The organism is Streptomyces canus, assembly GCF_001514145.1.
Lineage (GTDB): Bacteria > Actinomycetota > Actinomycetes > Streptomycetales > Streptomycetaceae > Streptomyces > Streptomyces canus.
On the sequence record NZ_KQ948668.1, the window covers coordinates 257,025 to 277,980 of the forward strand.

19 protein-coding genes, 1 tRNA gene and 1 pseudogene are annotated in these 20,956 nt (G+C 70.2%); 12 read left to right on the top strand and 9 right to left on the bottom strand.

From position 1 onward, the window contains the following. The first annotated feature begins 13 nt into the window (after window positions 1-13). The 4 genes from AQJ46_RS35280 to AQJ46_RS35295 all read left to right on the top strand — a co-directional run bounded on the left by AQJ46_RS35280 (window position 14) and on the right by AQJ46_RS35295 (window position 1,686). Window positions 14-592, top strand: coding sequence for a helix-turn-helix domain-containing protein (locus AQJ46_RS35280; RefSeq protein ID WP_059209421.1), 579 nt, complete (start codon window positions 14-16; stop codon window positions 590-592). Beyond that, window positions 589-1,122 (top strand): GNAT family N-acetyltransferase, encoded by a 534-nt coding sequence (locus tag AQJ46_RS35285; protein ID WP_059209422.1) that lies wholly within the window; start codon window positions 589-591, stop codon window positions 1,120-1,122. The genes AQJ46_RS35280 and AQJ46_RS35285 overlap by 4 nt, the downstream gene beginning before the upstream one ends. Window positions 1,123-1,152: 30 nt before the next feature. Further along, window positions 1,153-1,518: an MmcQ/YjbR family DNA-binding protein gene (locus AQJ46_RS35290; protein WP_059209423.1), complete on the top strand. Its 366-nt coding sequence runs from the start codon at window positions 1,153-1,155 to the stop codon at window positions 1,516-1,518. Between the two features lie 91 nt (window positions 1,519-1,609). Then, window positions 1,610-1,686: transfer RNA gene (locus tag AQJ46_RS35295), tRNA-Pro, on the top strand. A gap of 72 nt (window positions 1,687-1,758) precedes the next feature. On the opposite strand, the gene AQJ46_RS35300 is transcribed toward AQJ46_RS35295, so the two are convergent. Both AQJ46_RS35300 and AQJ46_RS35305 read right to left on the bottom strand, forming a co-directional pair. Continuing rightward, on the bottom strand, window positions 1,759-2,379 hold the full coding sequence (locus AQJ46_RS35300) for a sarcosine oxidase subunit gamma (RefSeq protein ID WP_059209424.1): 621 nt from the start codon (window positions 2,377-2,379) through the stop codon (window positions 1,759-1,761). Next, window positions 2,372-3,474, bottom strand: a pseudogene (locus AQJ46_RS35305) (glycine cleavage T C-terminal barrel domain-containing protein); the annotation flags it as partial. The gene AQJ46_RS35300 and the pseudogene AQJ46_RS35305, both read right to left, overlap by 8 nt. A 249-nt stretch (window positions 3,475-3,723) precedes the next feature. On the opposite strand from AQJ46_RS35305, the gene AQJ46_RS35310 reads away from it, so the two are divergent. After that, window positions 3,724-5,079, top strand: coding sequence for an alpha/beta hydrolase (locus AQJ46_RS35310; protein ID WP_059209425.1), 1,356 nt, complete (start codon window positions 3,724-3,726; stop codon window positions 5,077-5,079). Here the strand turns inward: AQJ46_RS35310 and AQJ46_RS35315 are convergent. From AQJ46_RS35315 to AQJ46_RS35325, 3 genes are all read right to left on the bottom strand, one after another. Then, entirely contained in the window at window positions 5,068-6,552 is a 1,485-nt protein-coding gene (locus tag AQJ46_RS35315; RefSeq protein ID WP_059209426.1) for a family 43 glycosylhydrolase, read from the bottom strand. The genes AQJ46_RS35310 and AQJ46_RS35315 overlap by 12 nt on opposite strands. Then, window positions 6,549-9,839 (bottom strand): discoidin domain-containing protein, encoded by a 3,291-nt coding sequence (locus tag AQJ46_RS35320; protein WP_059209427.1) that lies wholly within the window; start codon window positions 9,837-9,839, stop codon window positions 6,549-6,551. Before AQJ46_RS35320 ends, AQJ46_RS35315 begins: the two co-directional genes overlap by 4 nt. A gap of 108 nt (window positions 9,840-9,947) precedes the next feature. Further along, entirely contained in the window at window positions 9,948-10,976 is a 1,029-nt protein-coding gene (locus tag AQJ46_RS35325; RefSeq protein WP_059209428.1) for a LacI family DNA-binding transcriptional regulator, read from the bottom strand. Between the two features lie 173 nt (window positions 10,977-11,149). Between AQJ46_RS35325 and AQJ46_RS35330 the strand changes: the two genes are divergently transcribed. The 4 genes from AQJ46_RS35330 to AQJ46_RS35345 are packed head-to-tail and all read left to right on the top strand — an operon-like array spanning window position 11,150 to window position 16,149. Further along, entirely contained in the window at window positions 11,150-12,463 is a 1,314-nt protein-coding gene (locus tag AQJ46_RS35330) for an ABC transporter substrate-binding protein (protein WP_059209429.1), read from the top strand. Between the two features lie 32 nt (window positions 12,464-12,495). After that, complete coding sequence (locus AQJ46_RS35335; RefSeq protein WP_059209430.1) at window positions 12,496-13,440, top strand: carbohydrate ABC transporter permease; 945 nt, start codon at window positions 12,496-12,498, stop codon at window positions 13,438-13,440. Window positions 13,441-13,454: 14 nt separating this feature from the next. Next, window positions 13,455-14,276, top strand: coding sequence for a carbohydrate ABC transporter permease (locus AQJ46_RS35340; RefSeq protein WP_059209483.1), 822 nt, complete (start codon window positions 13,455-13,457; stop codon window positions 14,274-14,276). 7 nt (window positions 14,277-14,283) lie between these two features. Further along, the gene (locus tag AQJ46_RS35345) at window positions 14,284-16,149 is read left to right on the top strand and encodes a glycoside hydrolase family 127 protein (protein WP_059209484.1); all 1,866 of its coding nucleotides are present in this window, start codon (window positions 14,284-14,286) and stop codon (window positions 16,147-16,149) included. Between the two features lie 49 nt (window positions 16,150-16,198). Here the strand turns inward: AQJ46_RS35345 and AQJ46_RS35350 are convergent, their stop codons facing one another. From AQJ46_RS35350 to AQJ46_RS35360, 3 genes are all read right to left on the bottom strand, one after another. Then, a complete protein-coding gene (locus tag AQJ46_RS35350; protein WP_107117386.1) occupies window positions 16,199-17,194 on the bottom strand; it encodes a glycoside hydrolase family 43 protein in 996 nt (331 codons plus the stop codon). An 81-nt stretch (window positions 17,195-17,275) separates the two neighbouring features. Next, window positions 17,276-17,563, bottom strand: coding sequence for a DUF1905 domain-containing protein (locus AQJ46_RS35355; RefSeq protein ID WP_059209432.1), 288 nt, complete (start codon window positions 17,561-17,563; stop codon window positions 17,276-17,278). Between the two features lie 24 nt (window positions 17,564-17,587). Continuing rightward, the gene (locus AQJ46_RS35360) at window positions 17,588-18,247 is read right to left on the bottom strand and encodes a TetR/AcrR family transcriptional regulator (protein ID WP_059209433.1); all 660 of its coding nucleotides are present in this window, start codon (window positions 18,245-18,247) and stop codon (window positions 17,588-17,590) included. Between the two features lie 93 nt (window positions 18,248-18,340). On the opposite strand from AQJ46_RS35360, the gene AQJ46_RS35365 reads away from it, so the two are divergent. The 3 genes from AQJ46_RS35365 to AQJ46_RS35375 all read left to right on the top strand — a co-directional run bounded on the left by AQJ46_RS35365 (window position 18,341) and on the right by AQJ46_RS35375 (window position 20,391). After that, window positions 18,341-19,018, top strand: a complete 678-nt coding sequence (locus AQJ46_RS35365; protein ID WP_059209434.1) for a class II aldolase/adducin family protein — start codon at window positions 18,341-18,343, stop codon at window positions 19,016-19,018. Further along, complete coding sequence (locus AQJ46_RS35370; RefSeq protein ID WP_059209435.1) at window positions 19,015-19,953, top strand: carbohydrate kinase family protein; 939 nt, start codon at window positions 19,015-19,017, stop codon at window positions 19,951-19,953. Before AQJ46_RS35365 ends, AQJ46_RS35370 begins: the two co-directional genes overlap by 4 nt. A gap of 108 nt (window positions 19,954-20,061) precedes the next feature. Then, entirely contained in the window at window positions 20,062-20,391 is a 330-nt protein-coding gene (locus AQJ46_RS35375) for a DUF2218 domain-containing protein (RefSeq protein WP_059209436.1), read from the top strand. 8 nt (window positions 20,392-20,399) lie between these two features. Here the strand turns inward: AQJ46_RS35375 and AQJ46_RS35380 are convergent, their stop codons facing one another. After that, the gene (locus tag AQJ46_RS35380) at window positions 20,400-20,936 is read right to left on the bottom strand and encodes an NUDIX hydrolase family protein (RefSeq protein WP_107104795.1); all 537 of its coding nucleotides are present in this window, start codon (window positions 20,934-20,936) and stop codon (window positions 20,400-20,402) included. Between the last annotated feature and the right edge of the window lie 20 nt (window positions 20,937-20,956).

The following is a 20,956-nucleotide window of genomic DNA, read 5'->3' on the forward strand; positions in this document are numbered from 1 at the left end:
TAGCGTCCCGAATGTGAAACGCGATGAACCCGGGCCGGACCCCGTCGACACCCGCCTCGGCGTCCGACTCACCGCTCTGCGGGCCGAACGGGGCTGGTCGCTGGGCGAGTTGGCCGAGCGCAGCGGCGTCAGCAAGTCCACCCTCTCCCGCGCCGAGCGGGCCGAGATCAGCCCCACCGCCTCGCTGCTGAACCGGCTGTGCGGGGTCTACGGGCGGACCATGTCCCAGCTGCTCAGCGAGGTCGAGGCCGAGCCCGCGCTGCTGATTCGCGGTGCCGACCAGACGGTGTGGGAGGACCGGGCCTCCGGGTTCGTACGGCGGTCCGTGTCGCCGCCGCACGCCGGGCTGCGCGGCGAACTCGTCGAGGGACGGCTCGCCGCAGGTGCCGACCTCGCCTACGACCGGCCGCCCGTGCCAGGTCTGGAGCAGCACATCTGGGTTCTGGAGGGTGCGCTCGACGTCACCGCCCAGGACGTCGAGCACCACCTCGGCACCGGGGACTGTCTGCGGCTGCGGGTGTGGGGACCGACGCGGTTCCGGTGCGCGGGTCCCGACCCGGTGCGGTATGTGCTGGCGGTGGTCCTGCCGTGATCGTCACCCGCCTGGACGAGGTCCGACTGCTGGACCGTGCGGACGAGTTGGCCGATCTGCTGGTCGACACGGTGGACGGCGGCGCCTCCATCGGATTCCTCGCACCGATGGACCGGGCGGCGGCCGTCGCCTGGTGGAAGCAGCGCGCGGACGCGGTGGCCGCGGAGTGTCTGGCGGTGTGGGCGGCGCACGACGGTCACCGCGCGGTCGGTACCGTCAGCCTGGCCTTCCCCGACAAACCCAACTCCCGCCACCGGGCGGAGCTGGTCAAACTGATGGTGCACCGGGACGCGCGCGGACACGGCCTCGGGCGACGGCTCCTCGGCATCGCGGAGGAGGCCGCCCGCGCGGCCGGAATCACCCTGCTCCACCTGGACACCGAGACCGACAGCCCAGCCGAGCGCCTCTACGGCGGCGCCGGTTGGACCCGCGCCGGAGTCATCCCCGACTACGCGGCCGACCCCGCCGGCGTGCTGCGGCCGACCACCCTGTACTACAAGCGACTCGGGGAGACCGCTCCGACCAGGTGATTGTCAGTGGCAGCCGCTACGGTGCCTGTCATGCCGGACGCCGAAGACGTACGCCGTGTCGCCCTGTCCCTGCCGGACACGACGGAGAAGATCGCCTGGAGCATGCCCACGTTCCGGGTCGCGGGGAAGATGTTCGCCACGCTGCCCGAGGACGAGACCTCCCTCGCCGTGCGCTGTCCGAAGGAGGAGCGCGACGAGCTGGTGCTGGCCGAGCCGGGGAAGTTCTGGATCGCCGATCACGAGGCACAGTTCGCGTGGGTGCGCGCCCGCCTCGCCGCGATCGAGGACGAGGGCGAACTGCGGGACATCCTCGCCGACTCCTGGCGGCAGGCGGCGCCGTCCGGGCTGCTCGACGCGTATCCGGGGCTGGGGCTGCCCGATCCGCCCAGGGGGTGATGCGGGCGAAAGGGGTGCGCGACCACCGACCCGAGTGCGGTATGGTTTCTCTGCACGTTCGGCCAGGGGAAACCCCAGGTCAGGCGGGCACCGGGACGTGGCGCAGCTTGGTAGCGCACTTGACTGGGGGTCAAGGGGTCGCAGGTTCAAATCCTGTCGTCCCGACCAGCTTCACGCAGGTCGGAGGCCGTTTTCTCAGCGATGAGAAAACGGCCTTTTCCGTATTCCGTGGGGCACCCGTCAGGCGAGCCGCGGTCCGCCGTACTCGCTCATCGCGTCGATGAGCCAGCGGGCCAGATAGCCGGCGAACGAGGACCGCGGGAGCAGGCGGTACGTCGGAGCGTCGTCGAGCTGCCAGAGCAGCACCGCGATGGGGCCCACCGTGGTCGACACCGCGCGGCCGGGGCCGAAGGCGCGGGGGTGCAGGTCCAGCGGGCAGCCCTTCTCCAGCACCTCCCGGGCGGCCGGGCCGCTCAGCTCCAGCGTGGTGCGGTTCGCCGAGACGTCCACGACCGAGCCGGGAGCGCCGTCGAGGGCCTGCCGTACCTTGGCGGTCACGGTGCCCGCATCGGCCGGGGACAGCACGAGCCACTCGTCGGGGCCGAGCCACATGATCGTATCCAGGCCCGAGGCGGCGGTGTCGCCGCACCGGCGGGGGAGCGGCGCCCCCAGGGTCCTGCCGATCCGGTCGGCCGCCGCGGACGCGGGGTCGACCCGCATGTTCACCATCGTGACGAACGGCAGTTCGGCCAGGGTGACGCCCCGGGCGCCGCTGACGGCGGCGGCGCCCATCCGCTCCTGAAGGTGGGACAGCGGGCTCGTGCGCAGGGCCACCGGTCCCTCCGTGATCGGTTCAGCCATCTCGCCGGGTCCCTTCGGGGTCGTAGAGGACGAAGTCGGTCACCTCGACCGGCACCAGGGCCTCGCCCACCGGGGCGAGCAGGGTCTGGCCCTTCCTCGCCCGTCCGTCGGCGACGAGGGCGAGGGCGAAGGGGCGGCCCACGGCCGGACTGTGGTAGCTGGAGGTGACGTGGCCGAGCATCGGCACGGGCACCGTCTCCAAGGAGACGTCCGCCGTGACGAGTTGAGTGCCCTCGGGCAGCCGGGTCGTGCGGTCGGCCGGGAGCAGACCGACCAGTTGCTTGCGGTCGGTGCGGGCGGTGTCGGCGCGGGCGAAGGACCGCTTGCCGATGAAGTCCTTCTGCTTCGACACCACCCAGGACATCCCCGCGTCCCGCGGGGTGACCGTGCCGTCGGTGTCCTGGCCGACGATGATGTAGCCCTTCTCGGCCCGCAGGACGTGCGTCGTCTCGGTGCCGTACGGGGTGGTGCCGTACGGCCGGCCTATCGCGTCCACCTCCTCCCAGACCGCCAGGCCGTACCACGCGGAGACGTTGATCTCGTAGGCGAGTTCGCCGGAGAAGGAGATCCGGCAGATCCGGGCCGGGACGCCGGAGGCCAGGGTGGTCTCGCGGAAGGCCATGAAGGGGAACGCCTCGGCAGACAGGTCGACGTCAGGGGCCAGGCTCGCGACCACCTCACGCGACTGCGGGCCGACGACGGCGATCGTCGCCCACTGCTCGGTCACCGAGGTGCAGTGCACATCGAGTTCGGGCCACTCGGTCTGCAGCCAGTCCTCCAGCCAGTCCAGGACGCCCGCCGCGCCGCTGTCGTGGTGGTCATGAAGTAGCGGTTGTCGTCGAGACGCAGGGTCACACCGTCGTCGAAGATCATGCCGTCGGGCTTGCACATGACGCCGTACCGGGCCGTGCCGGGCTTGAGCTTCTTGAAGGCGTTCGTGTAGATCCGGTTGAGGAACTCGCCCGCGTCCGCGCCCCAGATCTCGATCTTGCCGAGGGTGGAGGCGTCCATGAACGCCACCCCCTCCCGGGCCGCCCGGCACTCGCGCGCCACGGCCGCGTCCATGTCCTCACCGGTCTGCGGGTAGTACCGGGGGAGAGGAGCACGGACCGTTGATCGAGGCGATCGTCGCCGGTGACGCCGACACGGCGGCGCGGCTCGCGCGCAGCCACGTCGTGGGCTTCGAACAGGCGATCCGCGAGGCGATCTGAGACCGGCGGGTCTCTGCAGGGACCCCTCCGGGGCTGATCAGGTGCGTGGCCGACTCCGGGTGCGGGCTCGTCAGATGGGGGGCGTACGTTGTCATCCGGCGTCTGTGGGCGGTCAGTTGAGAGGACGACGGAAGTGACGGGAAGTCTGTCTCGTAGGGCGGTGCTGGGCGGTATGGCCGGTGGGGCCGTCCTGTTGGCGGCGGGGGCCGGGTCGGCCGCGGCCGCCGGACCGGTCCGGGAGCCGTATGTCCCGCTGACCGTGGGCGGTGGCGGCGGCCCGGTGGGGACGGACCGCGTCCATGTGCTGAAGGTCGGCCCCGACACGGCCCGCACGGTGCTGGTGATGGTCCCGGGGATGTTCGGGGCGGCGAACGACTTCCGGTGGGCGGCCCGGGACCTCGTCGCGGCTGTTCCGGGAGTGCAGGTGTGGGCGTTCGACCGGCGGGAGGAGAACCTGGCCGACCGTTCGGGCTTCCGCACCGCCGACCCGGCCGCGTACTACCTGGACGGTCACTACCGTTCGCAGGACCCCGCGGCCTCCGCCTTCGCCGCCGGGTGGGGCCTGACCCGCACGCTGGAGGATCTGCGCGCGGTCGTACGGGCCGCCGCCCGGGGCGGACGGCGGGTGGTGCTCGGAGGCCACTCATGGGGAGCGACCACCGCCATGGCCTACGCCGCCTGGGACTTCGACGGCTGCCCCGGGTACCGGGACGTGGCTGCCCTGGTGCTGGTCGACGGCGGAGTGCGCGGCGCGTTCGACGGGACGGGAGAGCCGGTCGCCAACTCGCCGGAGCAGGTGAAGGAGCGGCTCGCGGCCATCGAGGACGGCGCGGTCTTCGACATGACCCTGAGCGCCGTGGGGCTGGGTGACCGGGCGGAGAGCACCCAGATCTGGTACCAGCTCGCGGGCTGGTACGCCCACCGCGACCCGGACGGCCCCTCGGTCCTGCAGCCCCGCATGCCCGACGCCCTGCGGCCGCCGGTCCCGGTCACCAACGCGGCCCTCCTGGGCACCCTGGTGGACGCCGGCATCGGCTGGCCGAACGACATCAGCGTGCACTCGGGACATCTGGCCGACAGCGGTGAACCGCGCGGCTGGGTCGACGCGGGCATGACCCCCATCGGCCGGGTCGCCGCCGCGTACGCGGGCGGCCCCGAACCGGCCGTGTGGGAGTGGTACTGGCCGGCCCGGCTGTCGGTCGACCTCGACGTCACCGACTTCTACGCCGAGACCGACACGGCCCGCTCGCTGGGCCTGCGGCTGAGGCACGCCGCAGGCCTGGACGTTCCGCTGTACGCCTTCCAGACGAGCTACGCCAAGGGAACGATCGTCTCGGCGGCCCGCGAGGTCGTCGCCGACTCGCGCATCCCGTACGCGAGGTACGAGACGGACAACGGGATGAACCACCTCGACCCGCTGTTCGCCGCCCCGCAGCACAACACGTTCACCCGCACCCTCGCACCGTTCCTCTCCCGACTACTCACCTGAGGGCGCGGTCAGTGTGACCCCGAGCGCCACCGGGGTGCCGAAGTTCGGAGTGCCGTCGGCGTTCCAGGTGAACTTCTGCGCCCTGGTGGTGCGGTTCATGTCGCAGCCGCCGCTCGCGGAGCTGTTGGCGTGGTAGACGATCCAGTCCTCGGTCCCGTCGGGCGACTTGAAGAAACCGTTGTGGCCGGGGCCGTACACGCCGTTGGCGTTGGACCGCTGGAAGACCGGGTTCGACGACTTGACCCACGAGGAGGAGCTGAGCGGATCACCGCCGTTGTAGGTGAGCATCCCCAGCTTGTAGTCGGGTGTCGAGCAGTGGCTGGCCGAGTAGACGATGAACGTCTTCCCGTTGCGCTGGAGCACCTCGGCGCCCTCGTTGACCGCGCCGCCCACGGTCTCCCAGTTGTAGGTCGGCGTCGACAGCACACGCCGGGTGCCGCTCGCGGTCCACGGGTTCGACAGGGGCCGTATGAACATGGGCTGGGAACCGTTGTAGAAGGTGCCCAACAGATAGAGCTGTCCGTTGAGTTGGAGGATGCCCGGGTCCAGTTCCCAGGTGTTGTCCTGGGTGGGGTCGAGCAGGTCGGCCTTGAAGCTGTACGGGCCCATGGGGTCCAGTCCGGCGCTCTCCAGCACATGGATGCGCTGGGTGCCCAGGTCGTACGGCTCGCGCCCGGCCGTGTAGTAGAAGTACCAGCGTTTCCCGTTGGGCCCGTCGAGCAGGTGGAACTCCGGCGCCCACATCGTGCCCGCCCCGTTGGGCCGGGTCAGGTTGAAGATGACCTGGTCGGGGGCCGTGGCGAGCCCTGCGAGTGTGCTCGCCCTGCGCATGGTGACCGTCGAGTTCCAGGTCGTGGTGGCGAGGTAGTAGGAGCCGTCGTAGTACGTCAGCCAGGGGTCGGGCCCGTGCTGGGAGAGCGGGTTGGTGAAGGTGCCCGGGGTGGTGCCGCCGCCGGTGAAGGCGGGCAGCCGCCACACCCTGCCGTTGCCTGTGGCGCACGGCAGTTGGACCAGGTTGGTGTTCGACGCCGACGAACCACCGCTCGGCGCAACGCACTTGCCCGAGCCGACTGACACCAGGTTGAAGGTCTTGTCCGTTCCGGAGACCGTCACCGGCACCAGCCGCCACTGCTGGTTGGTGCCGCCGTGGCAGGGCCACTGGATGATCGCCGCGTTGTCCGCGGTGGAGGCGCCGTAGACGTCGACGCACTGGCCGGACTGGGCGGTGATCGTGTACGTGTCGCTCGTACCGGAGACGGGCGTGTAAGAGAGGTTCTGGTTGGCGCCCGACGAGCAGGTGAACGCCCGGAGTTGGGCACCGGCTGTGGTCGAACTCCCGGGCAGGTCGAGGCAGTTGCCGCCGTTCTGGTTCACGGCCGTCGAAGTGAAGGAGACGGCGGCGGACGCGGGCGGTGCGACGAGGAAGGCCGTTGCCAGGACGAGCAGGGCCAGGAGGAGTCTGGATCTGGTCACGGGCCGTACACCTTTGCTTCGAGGAGGCCGACGGAGTTGCTGCCGTTGCTCGTGAGCAGCACCCGCAGCCGCGTGGTGTTGGTGGCGGTGAAGGTGACGCTGTTGTACTGGTTCTTGGCGAGGGGATAGCCGCTCGCGCCCGGCACGTCGACGTAGGCGCTGCCGTTCCAGTACTGGAGCTTCCAGGAACTCGGCATGTCGATGCCCTGGTCGTCGTCGAAGAAGTACACGTCGGCCCTGTTGAGGGTCTTCGCCGCCGGCCAGGTCAGCTCGGCCCACTGCTGTCCCGTCTCCGGCCAGGTGCCCCAGCGCGGGTTGACGGTGTCGTTGGACGAGGGCGGGTCGATGCCGTCGTTGACGGCGGTGACGCTCTCCCAGGCAGAGGTGTACGACGCCGAAGCCGTCGCCGACGACGCCTGGTTGGCCGGTGGCTGCACACCGCCCCGGTTGAACACCTTGACCTCGGTCAGGCCCGTCCTGGCGCCGGAGGCGTTGGTGGCCAGGACGCGGACACGCTGGGCGCTGATCGCCGGGAACCTCACCAGGTTGTAGTTGGCACGCGGTGCCGCCGGACTCTTCGTCTGGCTGGGGGCGTCCACCCATGAACTGCCGTTGTAGTACTGGACGGTGTACGCCGACGGTGCTCGGTAGGCCGTACTCGCCGGGCGGCTGTCCTTGAAGTACAGGCGCACCTCGTTGAGCGTGCGGGCCGTGCCGAAATTGAGCTCGTACCAGTCCTGGGCGGCCGATCCGCCGGCGCCCCAGAACGGTTCGTTGGTGGGATAGCCGTCGACCGCTCCGCCCACCGTGCTGCCGGAGCCGGTGGAGGAGGCCGACACGGTCGCACCGGCAGCGACGTTGGTCAGGTCGGCGGTGAGGTCGACGCCGGCCTTGGCGAGCATGTCGACCATGCGGGGACTGTCCTGCACGACCTGGTTCGGCGCCTTGAGCCCGGCGACGGCCGTGTGGTGGGTGACCGTGCCGCTCGTGGTGACGTCACCGGTGGCCGGATCCCAGGTGAAGGGCACCAGCGAGCCGACCGTGGCGACCCGGTTGCCGTTGACGTAGATCGAGTAGCCCTCCGGGATGCCCGGGTACCGCACCACACCGTCGGCCGGGTCGTCCCAGACGATCGACAGGTCGGCGCCCCGGTAACGGAGGTTGTTGACCGTGAAGTGGTCCCAGCCGATGTCGATGGGGGAGAGCTCCACCTTGGCGTCGTTGCGCGGCCGCAGCCCCGCCACGTCCTCGATCACGGTCCAGTTGCTGCTGCCGAGGATGTTGTGGTGGATCCAGGAACGGTAGGTGATCGCGCTGCCGTTCCAGTCCGCCCAGAACTCGTTGGCGTCCGGCCACCGGGTGTCGCCGCCGACGTACTGGGCCCAGGCGTTCCAGTAGAGGAGCTTCTTGTAGTCCGTCGCCTTCATCCAGGAGTTGGGATAGTTGCGCAACACCGAGGAGTACAGCCGGAACTGGACGGTGGAGTTGATCGTCGAGAAGTTGTTGGAGCCGGGCTCGCCCGCGTCGGCGGCCGCCTTCTTGTCGACCTGATTGGCCGTGTAGAAGGGGAAGACCGGGTACTGGGCGGGGTCGTCGTACAGGCGCAACGCCTGCTTGTACGTGGCCGTGTCGGGGACCGCCCCGACCGAGAACGGGTAGTAGTTGTTGATCTCCTTCCAGGGCACCCACTCGTTGGTCGACTTCAACCGGTGCTCGAACAACTGCCGGTTGGGGTTCCAGAGCACATTGACGATGGCGTCCTTGATCTGGTTCGCCAGCGTGCGCATCTCCGTCGCCTTGGCCGTGTTGCCGGTCGCCTCGTAGGCCTGTGCGGCGGCGAGAGCCCCGCTGTACTGGTAGGCGGACTCGGCGCGGTCCATGTTCCCGGGCTTCCAGTGGAAGGAGACCGCGTCGGCGTCGTTGCCGGTCAGGGCGCCCCAGTCGTACTCGATCAGCTTGTTGTCGTCGTGGTCGTAGTAGGCGAGCTGTCCCTTCACGTCGCCTTCGGCGTAGTGGGCGAGCTGGCCCGCGATCGCCGGCTGGCCGCCGTGGATCTGGTAGCTCTTCCAGGCCGCCTCCGCGATGTACTGGGTGTAGCTGTTCGACCAGTTCGCCGGATCGCCCGGGTTGTCGAGGAAGCGCCCGCCCTTGGACACCTGGCCGACGCTCAGCCAGTCCCCGTACGAATAGGCCGGGTTGCGCAGGTACTTGAGGTCGTCGATGTGCATCGGCTGGGTCAGCGCGATCGCGTTGTTGTAGCCGAGGACGCCCTCGGTGGAGGTCGGGAACTGGAAGGTCTGCCCGGGGATGTCGGCGTCGAGGTTGTTGAAGCGCATCAGCCACCAGCGGTAGTAGATGTTCTTCTTGATCGCCGGCTCCGGTACGTCGATGTAGGGCACGTTCTGCGCCCACCACAGGTTGTAGGCCCGGACGTGGGTCGCGAAGGCGGTCGCGTTGGAGTAGCCCGCGTAGGCGTTGTACTCGGTCAGCGACTCGGGGATCTCGTCGGTGACGAAGCCCATGACCACCTTGGCGGTCACCGTCGCCCCGGCCGCGATCGTCACCGACCGGTTGAGGCCGCCGCCGGACACGCTGAAACCGTCGCCGGTGAGCCGGGGCCGGAGGGTGGTGAGGTTGTTGTAGGCGTTGACCTGGCCGGTCAGCTCGCTGCCGGTGCCCGTGGTGGCGTACGGCGAGGTCGCCCGCAGTTGCAGGGTGGTCGAGCCGCTGCCGTTGTTCTTGATCGACAGGTTCGTCACGGCGACGTTGTTGTCGGTGATGAACTTGGTCTGCTCGACCGAGACCGAGCCGCTGGTGTGGACGCTCTTCCAGTGGCTGGGCGTCTGACGGCGCTGGGAGACCTGCTCGGTGAAGGTGCCCGGGGTGACCGCGACGGTGTAGGCGCTGTTGTCGTTGACGCTCTCCCAGTAGGCGACCTTGCCGGCGAACCCGAGCCGGGCGGGGTCGTGCTCCTTCATGAAGAGCGCCCGTCCGCGGCTCATCAGCCAGGGTCCGGCCGGGTCGTCGCCGGTGCGGGCCAGCAGCCGGTCCATCCAGAAGTCGGTGCCCGAGCTCTCCGCGTCGTAGATGGCCCGCATCATGTCGCCGGTGGTCTGGGCGACGGGCGGGGCGGGGATCGCCGGCCCGGTGAAGGTGGGGAACCCGATGGTCTGCGCGGCACGGGCCGGGGCCGCGAGGGAGACGGAACACAGGAGGAGCGCCAGGATCACGAGGAGGCGCTGGGGGACGGTCCCGGTTCGTCGTCGCGGCGGAGTTCGTCTTCGCATCGGATGCTCCCCTTTGCTGAAACGACCTAAAAGGTTTTCGCAACGTAGGAGCGAGCTGATGGAGTGTCAAGAGAGGTCGGTGATGACCGAGTTCGCCAACCGCATGGTTCAGGACAGGTGAGCCGTGGACCCCCGGATCACGACCCGGCACGGCAGCGTCTCCACCCCCGAGCGGGGAATGCCGTCGATCGCACCGAACAGCGCCTGGGCGGCCGCCCGTCCGACCTGCTCCAGGTTCATGTCGACGCTCGTCAGCGGCGGCCTCGAGGCCGAGGTCAGGACCTGCCAGTTGTCGAAGCCCATGACCGCCACGTCCTCCGGCACCCGGTGCCCGCGCTCCCGCAGGATCTCGACGACCCCCCGCGCGATCTGGTCGCTGCCGCACAGCACCGCGTCCACGTCGGCGTGCCGCTCCAGCAGCATCGCGGTGGCCGCCCGCCCCCACCCCTCCGACCACTCCGCGAACCGCGGTTCCCCGACGAAGTCCAGCCCCGCGCCCGCGAGGGCCGCCCGGGCGCCGTCCGCCCGGTCCCGCGCGGCGAGATAGCCCGGGTCGCCGGTGATGTGCGCGATCCGGGTGCGCCCGCAGGCCAGCAGGTGCTCGACCGCGATCCGGCCCGCGTCCACGTTGTCAGGCACGATCGACAGATCTGCCGGGTCGTCGGAGGGGGCGTACGCGTACACGACGGGAACGGGCAGGTCGCGGCCCAGGGAGGGGCGTGGATCGGTCCGGCTGCCCACCACGATCAGCCCGTCGACCCGGCGCCCGAGCAGCGCGCGCACATGATGCTGCTCGCGGATCGCGTCACCGCGCGCGTCGCACAGGAACACCGCGACCTCGCCCGCGCCGAAGGCGTCCTCGGCGCCCATGAGGATCGGGATGCTGAATCTGCCCTCCAGGTCGCTGGTGAGCAGCCCGACGGTGCCGGTCCGTCCGGCGAGCAGTCCCCGGGCCAGCTGGTTGGGCCGGAACGACAGCCGCTCCGCCGCCTCGATCACGCGCTGCCGGGTCTCGGCGCGCACCTGACTGCGGCCGTTGAGGGCCTTGGACGCCGTGGCCACCGAGACGCCGGCGAGCCGGGCGACGTCGGTGAGGGTGGCGGTGTGCGAACGAGCGGGGCCGGGGGCGGGTGTCATGCGGGGTCTCCTGTCTCGCGTCGCGCACTCTCAACCGTACGCGAGAATTTTCGCTCGCCCACCTGAACTCGTTGTTCTGCGCGGGGGATTGACGGGCAGTGAGCTCGGTTCTAGCTTGACGAAAGCCTTTTCGGCCCGTTTCTTCCGGGTGCTCGTCACGTAGGGGGATCGTCATGGGGAGCCCGTTCGGATCGCGTGGACCCGTCCGCCGACTCGTCACCGCCGCAGTCGCCCTGGCCGCCACCGTCGGCCTCGCCACGGCCTGCGGATCGGGGGACGACGACTCCGGCGGCGGGGGAGGGGGCACAGCGGACGCGAAGGGCGTCGACGACGGCGCCACGCTGACGATGTGGACCCGCGCGGCGACCCGCCCGCAGAGCGAGGCCCTGGTCAAGGCGTACAACGCCCACCACAAGAACAAGGTCGAACTGACCGTCGTCCCCACCGACGACTACCAGGCCAAGGTCGGCGCGGCCGCCGGCTCCAAGGACCTCCCCGACCTGTTCGCCTCCGACGTGGTGTTCGTCCCGAACTACACCTCCAGTGGGCTCTTCGCCGACCTCACCGGCCGCATCGACGCCCTGCCCTTCGCGGACGACCTCGCCCAGTCGCACATCAAGGCGGGCACGTACGACGGCAAGAAGTACGTCGTCCCGCACACCCTCGACCTCTCGGTGCTCTTCTACAACAAGGACCTCTACCGCCGGGCGAAGCTCGACCCCGGCAAGCCGCCCACCACGCTGGCCGAGTGGGACCAACAGGCGCGGGCCGTCGACAAGTTGGGCGGTGGCGTCAGCGGCACCTTCTTCGGCGGCAACTGCGGCGGCTGTGGCGTCTTCACCTGGTGGCCGTCGATCTGGGCGGCCGGCGAGGACGTACTGAACAAGGACGGCACCGAGGCCCTCCTGGCCTCCGACACCGCCGAGAAGGTCTACGACACCTACCGCGGCTGGGTCCAGGACGACATCGTGGCCCCCGGCGCCCGCGACGAGACCGGGGTGACCTGGACCGGAGTCTTCCCGAAGGGCAAGGTCGGCGTGATGCCCATGCCGTCGACGACCCTGGGCCTGATGCCCAAGGACCTCGACCTCGGTGTCGCCCCCATTCCCGGACCCGACGGCGGCAAGTCCACCTTCGTCGGCGGGGACGCCATCGGCATCTCCGCCACCAGCGACAAGACCGACCAGGCCTGGAACTTCCTCGCCTGGTCCGTGGGCGACGAGGCACAGGTCGACGTGGTCGCCGCGCACAAGGACGTGGTGGCCCGCACCGACCTCGCGTCCAACAAGTACTCCAAGGCCGACCCGCGCCTGGTCACCATCAACCAGCTGGTGGCGGACGGCCGTACCCCCTACGCCCTGAAGTTCGGCCAGACCTTCAACGACCCCAACGGGCCCTGGCTGACCCTGATGCGTGACGCCGTCTTCGGTGACGCGGCGAAGGTCGAGAAGGACAACGAGGCCGTCACCGCCTCACTGACCGACTGACCATGCCGCAGGGGCTACGGCTGAGGAGGGACATGCAGGTGAAGACACCGGACCGGGAGACAGTCGAACCCCTGGTCCGGACGGAACGCCGGCAGCGCCGCCTGTGGCACTCCCGCACCCTCCAAGGCCTTGGATACGCCACCCCGACAGCCGTGTTCGTCGCCGTCCTCTTCGTCCTGCCCCTCCTCCTCGTCGGCCAGATGTCGCTCCACGACTGGCCGTTGCTCGCCGGCGACCAGGGGGCCAACACCCCCGAGAACTACACCGACGTCACCGACAGCACCCTGTTCTGGCCCGCGGTCCGCTTCACGCTCCTCTACACGGGGATCGTCACCGTCGTCCTCCTCGGCCTCGCGCTCCTCCTCGCGCTGCTGGTGCAGGAGTCCCGCCCCGGCACCGGCTTCTTCCGCACGGTCTACTTCCTGCCGGGCGCCCTCGGGCTCGCCTCCGCCTCCCTGCTGTTCTGGGGCATGTACAGCCCCACCACCGGCCCGCTCAGCCGCCCCCTGGAGGAACTCGGCCTGGTCGACGGCCCGGTGTCCTTTCTCGGCACACCGACCTCAGCCCTGCTGTCGACGGTGTTCCTCGTCGTCTGGAAGTTCGCCGGCTTCTACATGCTGATCCTGCTCGTCGGCCTCCAGCGCATCCCGCACGAGCTGTACGAGGCGGCGCGCATGGACGGCGCCGGCCGCGGCCAGATCTTCCGCTCCATCACCCTGCCGCTGCTGCGGCCCTCCCTCGCCCTGTCCCTGCTGCTGTGCGTGACCGGATCGCTGCTCGCCTTCGACCAGTTCTTCGTCCTGACCAAGGGCGGTCCGGACAACAGCACCGTGACGGTCGTGCAGTTGATCTACCGGGAGGCGTTCCAGCGGCTCGACCTCGGTACCGCGGCGGCCCTCTCGATCCTCGTGCTGGCCGCGCTGCTCCTCCTCAACGCCCTGCAGTTCCGCGGTCTGCGGCACGCCGACGAATCATGAAGGGGGACCACGCCGTGCGCACCCGGGCTCTCGGACAGACGCCGTACTACGTCGTCGCCTCCGGCCTCGCCGTCATCTTCCTCTTCCCGCTGCTCTGGAACACCTGGGCCTCCGTCAGCGCCCAGCCCGGCACCGCCCAGGAGTCCGGCTACGGCTTCGGCAACTACCGCACCCTCCTCGACTACGACGCCGGACTGTGGCGCTACCTCCTCAACTCGACCGTCGTCTCGGCCCTCACGGTCGCGCTCACCGTCGGTGTGTCGCTCCTCGGCGGCTACGCCTTCGCACGGTTCAGCTTCCCCGGCAAGAACCTGCTGTTCCTGCTGACCCTGGCCATCCTCATGGTCCCGTACGCCACCCTCCTGATCCCCCTCTACGTCCTCCTCGGCCGGCTGCACCTCCAGAACTCCCTGCTCGGGCTGAGCCTGGTGCTGGCCATGTTCCAACTGCCGTTCGCCACCTTCATGATGAGGATCTCCTTCGAGGCGGTCCCCCGCGAACTGGAGGAGTCGGCCCTCGTCGACGGCTGCGGCACCGCGGGCGCCCTGCGCCGGGTGCTGATCCCGGCGGTGCGGCCGGGAGTGATCACGGTGGGCCTCTTCGCCTTCCTCGCGGCCTGGAACGACTTCATCGCCCCGCTGATCCTCATCTCCGACAGCGAGAAGGCGCCCCTGCCGCTGGCCGTGGCGAATCTGCGCCAACAGAGCATGGGGGCCGTCGACTACGGCGCCACCGAGGCGGGCGTGGTGGTGCTCGCCGTGCCCTGTCTCCTCGTTTTCCTGCTTCTGCAACGGCACTACGTGCGCGGGTTCATGTCGGGCGCCCTGAAGGGATGACGCGTTGTTGAAGGCGAACAGGGACCTTGTCGTACCGGTCGCACCGAGTCGCGGTCGGCTACGGCCTCTCGGACTCGAGGAGGTCCGGATCACCGGCGGCTTCTGGGCCGGGCGCAGGGAGGTCAACGCCACCGCCACCCTCGACCACTGCCGCGACTGGATGGAACGCGTCGGCTGGACCGGCAACTTCAGCGCACCCGTGGAGCAGCGGCGGGGACGGGAGTTCGCCGACTCCGACGTCTACAAGCTGCTCGAAGCGATGGCCTGGGCAGGCACCGGCTTCGACACCATCGCCGAGACGATCGCCTCGGCCCAGGAACCCGACGGCTACCTGAACACCGCCTTCGGCCGCCCCGGACAACAGCCCCGCTACAGCGACCTCGAATGGGGCCACGAGCTGTACTGCTACGGCCACTTGATCCAGGCGGGCGTGGCGCAGATCCGCACCCGTGGCGAGGGCGCGCTGGCGAAGGTCGCCCAGCGGGCCGCCGACCACGTGTGCGCCACCTTCGGCCCCGGCGGCATCGACGGCGTATGTGGACACCCCGAGATCGAGACCGCCCTGGTCGAACTGGCCCGGGCGACCGGCGAACAGCGCTACCTCGACCAGGCGGCACTCTTCATCGACCGCCGAGGCCGAGGCACGCTCGCCGACGGCGAGTTCGGCCGCGTCTACTACCAGGACGACCTGCCCGTCCGGCAGGCCACCGTCCTGCGCGGCCACGCCGTCCGCGCCCTCTACCTCGCGGCCGGTGCCGTGGACGTCGCCGTGGAGACGGGGGACGAGGAACTCCTCGCGGCCGTCGTACGGCAGTGGGAGACCACGGTCGCCCGACGCACCTACCTGACCGGCGGCATGGGCTCCCACCACCGCGACGAGTCCTTCGGCGACGACTTCGTCCTCCCGCCCGACCGCGCCTACTCGGAGACCTGCGCCGCCGTCGCCTCCGTGATGCTCAGCTGGCGGCTCCTCCTCGCCACCGGTGAACCACGCTTCGCCGACCTCGCCGAACGGACCCTGTTCAACGTCGTGGCGACCTCACCCTCCGAGGACGGCCGCTCCTTCTTCTACGCCAACACCCTGCACCGCCGCCGACGCGGCACCGTCCCGGTGGCGGACGCCGTGAGCCCGCGCGCCGAATCGAGTCTGCGCGCCCCCTGGTTCGCGGTGTCCTGCTGCCCGACCAACGTGGCCCGCACTCTGGCCCTGCTGCCCGCGTATCTGGCTTCCGTCGACGACCACGGCATCCAGCTCCACCAGTACGCGGACGCCGAAATCTCCGTCGACGGCATCGCCCTGCGCGTGCGCACCGACTACCCGTCCGACGGGACCGTGACCGTACGGATCGCCCGGTCCCCGGACCACCCATGGACCCTGTCCCTGCGCGTCCCGGCATGGACGGAGGGGGCCACGGCCCGGCTGCTTGACGCGGACGGAACCCGCCGCACCGTCGCCCCGGGCACGGCGACGGTCACCCGCGTCTTCCGCCCCGGCGACGAGATCCGGCTCGAACTGCCCGTCGCCCCGCGCTGGATCGGGCCGGACCCCCGCATCGACGCGGTACGCGGGACGGTCGCCGTCCAGCGCGGCCCCCTGGTGTACTGCGCCGAGTCGGTGGACCTGCCGGGCGGACGGGAAGTCGACGCCGTGCGGGTGGATACCACCGCCGAGCCGGTGGACGGACCGGGTGACACGGTCGTGGCGCCGGGTGAACTCGTCGAGCCGCACGACGAGGAGTGGCCGTACCGGCCGCCGGACCAGACCGAGGTGCCCGCCGCCGAGAAAGAAGGGATCTTGCTGGTGCCGTACAACTCCTGGGCGAACCGCGGCCCGTCGACGATGCGGGTGTGGCTGCCGACGACCGGGCGCTGACGAGGACCAGCGACGACCTACCACGCCTACGTCAAGCGGGCCGAACCGTTCACCCGCTGATGTCGTCGCCGTCCAGATCGGTGCACTGCCGCAGCACCCGCAACTCGTCGCCCTCGACCCGCATCTCGTACAGCTTCCCGCGCGCGTTCTCGAAAGGGCGGTGAAGGATCATCATCAGCCGGCCGTCGAAGGTCCCGAACAGCATCCCGTGCCCGCTGTCGTCCCGGACCAGCGGCCGGCGCTGCTCCCAAGGGCCGGTCAGCTCACCGGACTTGGACACGGCGTAGGTCTGCACGTAACCGCCGCTGACGGTGCCGTCCGCACCGGCCGTGTTCTTCTCGTACGTCGACCACAGCATGAGGAGGGCACCGTCAGGGGTGCGGTGGAGCTGCGGGCCGTCGGTGACGTAGGGCGCGAGCTGGTGCGGTACGCCCGCGGGGATCTGCTCACCGAGCCAGAACGCGTCCGAGCCCTTGAACAGAAAGACGGGCTCGCCGACCGTCCCGGTCAGATCGGGAGCCAGCCGCACGGCTTCCATCGTCCCGTCGACGGTCTGCAGCCACTCGTGCGCGTACACCATCCAGGGCTGCCCGGCCGGGTCGACGTAGAGCGTGCCGTCGAGGGTCATGAGGCGCGCGGGCGGAGTGGGGCCGGACGGGTCGACGGCGGTGAAGGGCCCGAGCAGCGAGTCGGACACCGCGGTGATCGTGCCGCGCGCATGGTTCGGCAGCTGGAAGGGCGTGCCCCACCGCCCGGCCGGTGGCACCGGCAGCACCCGGCCCTCGTCGTGCAGTGTGGTGAACAGGTAGTACTTGCCACCCCACGCGTGCACCTCCGGCGCCCACCCGCCGTCCCGCGCCCAGATCCCCTCCTGCTCGTCCGTCCGGAACACCACGACGGGCCGCGCCCAGTCCCGCAGATCCCGACTGCGGTAGACCATCGTCCCGACGCCCTCCACACCCGAGACGGACGGTTCGTTGGAGGTGTAGAGGTAGTACGTCCGCGTCTCGGCGTCGGCGACGACGAACGGATCGTGCAACGGCATGTCGGGCAGCCGCAGGGGCTCGGTCTCGGTCACGGCTGCACGATACGTGGCCGTCGTCGTGGCGCAGGAGACCCGTGAGAGCTAGAAGCGGACCGTCATCTCCACCCTCACGTCGTCCCCCGCGTCGAGCCCCTCCGGTGTCCGCACCGCGTTCTTGAGCGGCAGCAGATAGCCGCCGTCCTTCGGGAACAGCGACGTCGTGAAGGTGACCTCGCCGATCCGGGCCTCGACCGGGATCACGCCCCAGCCGTAGGTGGCCATCCGGGCCACCTCACCTATGTCGGCGGACTCCTGGTCGGGCACCGGGACGAAGTAGTAGGGCGCCGGGCCGCGCCACTCGATCACCCGGCCGGTGAAGGTGAGCTGCATCGGACCCCCGTTGCGCAGAAGACGTCAGGAACCGTTGTACCGCGCCGCGATGTCCGTGAGATAACCGCGCAGCAGGATCTTGGTCTCCTCGAGCAGCGCCGCGTCCCCCTTCGTTTCCCGGCGGAAGGCCTCCTGGGCGAGGGCGTCGGCGGCGAGGATCGCGGCGTGGCAGACGCGGGCGAGGGTCTCGTCGTCCTCGGCGAGCCGCAGGGCGAGCAGGATACGGCGGATCCCGTCGGCCATCCGGCGCTTGTGCTCGCGGTCCGCGGTCCGGGTCCGCTCGGTCAGTCCGCTGCCGAACCACAGGGCGCGGAAGCCGTGTTCAGTGCGGTAGATCTCCGCGTACGCGTCGACGAGGACACCGACGGGGTCCTCCCAGCGTTCGGTGGCCGCAGCCTCGACGAGCGCGTCCATCGCCGCTTCCAGCTTGGCGAAGTAGCCGGCCGCGAGCGCGTCGATGATCGCCCCGCGGTCGGGCAGGTACTGGTACAGCGAGCCGACCGACACCCGCGCCTCCGACGCGATCCGGGTCGTGGTGAGCGACTCGACGCCCTCCTCGACCAGGATGCGCTCCGCCGCTTCGAGGACCCTGGCCAACCGGGCCCGGCTACGGGCCTGTTGGGGAGTGCGGCGCAGGGCGGCGACCCATGCGGCCGACTCGGCGTCCGGGGTGGGCTCAGCCACGGGACGACCTCCGCTCACCCACGTGACCACCTCACGAGACAACCTCCGAACGTGAACGTGACTTTGTTTCAGGTTTAGGTTAGCGTCGCGCGCATGACCGACTCAAGCCCGGTGCTGAGCGAGGAGCGGGCCGCCGTGGCGGACGCCTGCCGCCGTCTGGGAGCCGAGGGACTGCTCATCGGTACGGCGGGCAATGTCAGCGTACGCGTCGAGGACCACGTGGCGATCACCGCGACCGGCGCCGTCCTGGCCGAGCTCACCCCGGACCAGGTGACCGTGGTGGACCTCGACGGAGAGATCGTGGCCGGAAGCCTGCTGCCGACCTCGGAGCTCGACCTCCACCTCGGCGTCTACCGCCGTTACGGCACCACCGCCGTCGTGCACACCCACGCCCCGATGGCCACCGCGCTCTCCCTCGTCCTCGACGAACTGCCCTGCATCCACTACCAGTTGCTGGCCCTCGGCGGCACCGTCCGGGTCGCGCCGTACGCCACCTTCGGCACCCCGGAACTCGCCCAGTCGGTCCTCACCGCGCTGGAGGGGCGCGGTGCGGCCCTGATGGCCAACCACGGCGCGGTCACCCATGCCCCGACCCTCGACAAGGCGGTCGAGCACGCACTGCTCCTGGAGTGGGCCTGCGGTGTCTACCAGCGCGCGGCCGCCCTGGGGCAGCCCCGCATCCTCGACGAACAGCAGCAGATCGCGGTGATCGAGGCCGCCCTCGCCCGCGACTACGGCACCACGCAATCCGCACCGGAGGGAACTCGATGAAGGCACAGAACGTCGTCACCATGGGTGTGCACGTGTTGGACGTGCTGGTACGGCCGGTCGAGGAGATACCCGAGGGCCAGGGCGCGACCCTGGTCGAGGACATCCGCATGACCGCCGCCGGCACGGCCGCGGGCACCGCCCTCACGCTCGCCAAGCTGGGTGCCTCGGTGCGCACCGCCGGGGCGATCGGCACCGACCCGACGGGCGACCTGCTCACACAACTCCTCGACAAGGCGGGGATCGACACCGAGTTGCTCGTCCGCCGTATCGACACCTCCACCTCCGCGACGGTCCTGCCCATCCGCCCCAACGGTGACCGCCCCACTCTCCACCTGCTCGGCGCCAACATCACCTACGGCCTCGACGACGTGCCCTGGGACGCGGTCGCCGAGGCGAGCCACCTCCACCTCGGCGGCCCCGAGCTGATCGGAGCCGAGGTCGCCGCCCGCATCCTGGCGCACGCCAAGGACCACGGCGTCACCACCTCGGTGGACCTGCTCGCACCGGGTGCGCTCGGCACCTTCGACCAGATCGAACCGCTGCTCCCGTACGTCGACTTCCTGCTCCCCAACGAGGACCAGATCCTTGGCTTCAGCGAGGAAGAGGACCTGGTGACCGGTGCGAAGAAGTTCCTGGCCGGGGGAGTGGGCCTGGTCGCGGTCACGCGTGGCGGCGACGGCGCCCTCCTGGTCACCGCCGAGGGCACGGAGACCGTCCCCGCCTTCGAGGTCGAGGTCGTCGACACCACCGGCTGCGGCGACGCCTTCTCGGCGGGCTTCCTGCGCGGGGTGGGCCTGGGCCGTACGCCACGCGAGGCGGCGATCCTGGGCAGTGCCGCGGCGGCGCTGGTGGCGCAGGGCCTGGGCAGCGACCATGGCGACTTCGACCTGGCGGAGGCCGACGAGTTCTCCATGACGAGCAAGACCCGCACATAGGCCGCACACCTATGTTGCGGTGGGCGAGGGGTGCGGAATGGACGTGGGACGACCGGTGTTGCGGCAGCATCGAGTCCGTACTGCGCCACCGCACTCCTGGGAGTACCCATGCCCCGCTCCGAAGCCCGCGTCGCCACCGACCGCCCGCACCGCTACGCCAAGCAGCTCGCCTCGCACCTCGGGCGTCGCAGCCGGACCACGTGGGACGAGGAGAGCGGTGAGGGCAGCCTGCTCTTCCAGAACGGAGGCAAGGGCTCCCTCACCGCCACCGAGGATGCGCTGCTGCTGAGGCTGGAGACGGAGTCCGAGCACCTCGATCTCCTGGAGGGTGTCGTCGGCAGCCACCTGGTCCGCTTCGGCAGCAAGGACGAACTGGTCGTCGAGTGGACGCGGGACAGCGGCGAGCCCGGCACGACGCAGCGCAAGGAGACCGACTGACCGGGGCCTCAGACAGCGCAGCCCATGTGGGCGAGCGCCTGCTTGAGCAGCACTCCGTGCCCGCCGGGCATCTCGCTCTCCACCGCCGGTGACAGGGCCTCCTGCGGGCTGAACCACACCAGGTCCAGGGCGTCCTGGCGGGGCTGGCAGTCGCCGCTCACCGGGACGACGTAGACGAGGGACACCGCGTGCTGGCGCGGGTCGTGGTACGGCGTGACCCCCTGGGTGGGGAAGTACTCCGCCACCGTGAAGGGCTGCAGGGAGGGCGGGATCCGGGGCAGGGCCACGGGTCCCAAGTCCTTCTCCAGGTGGCGCAACAGGGCGTCCCGGACCCGCTCGTGGTGCAGAACGCGGCCGGAGACCAGCGTCCGGCTGACCGTTCCGTCGGGTCCGATGCGCAGCAGCAGGCCGACGCTGGTGACTTCGCCGCTGTCGTCGACGCGCACGGGCACGGCCTCGACGTACAGGATGGGCATCCGGGCGCGCGCCTGCTCGAGATCGTCGGCGCTCAGCCAGCCGGGCGTGGTTTCGGTCAAGTCAGACATTGCTAGATCATACTTTCCGG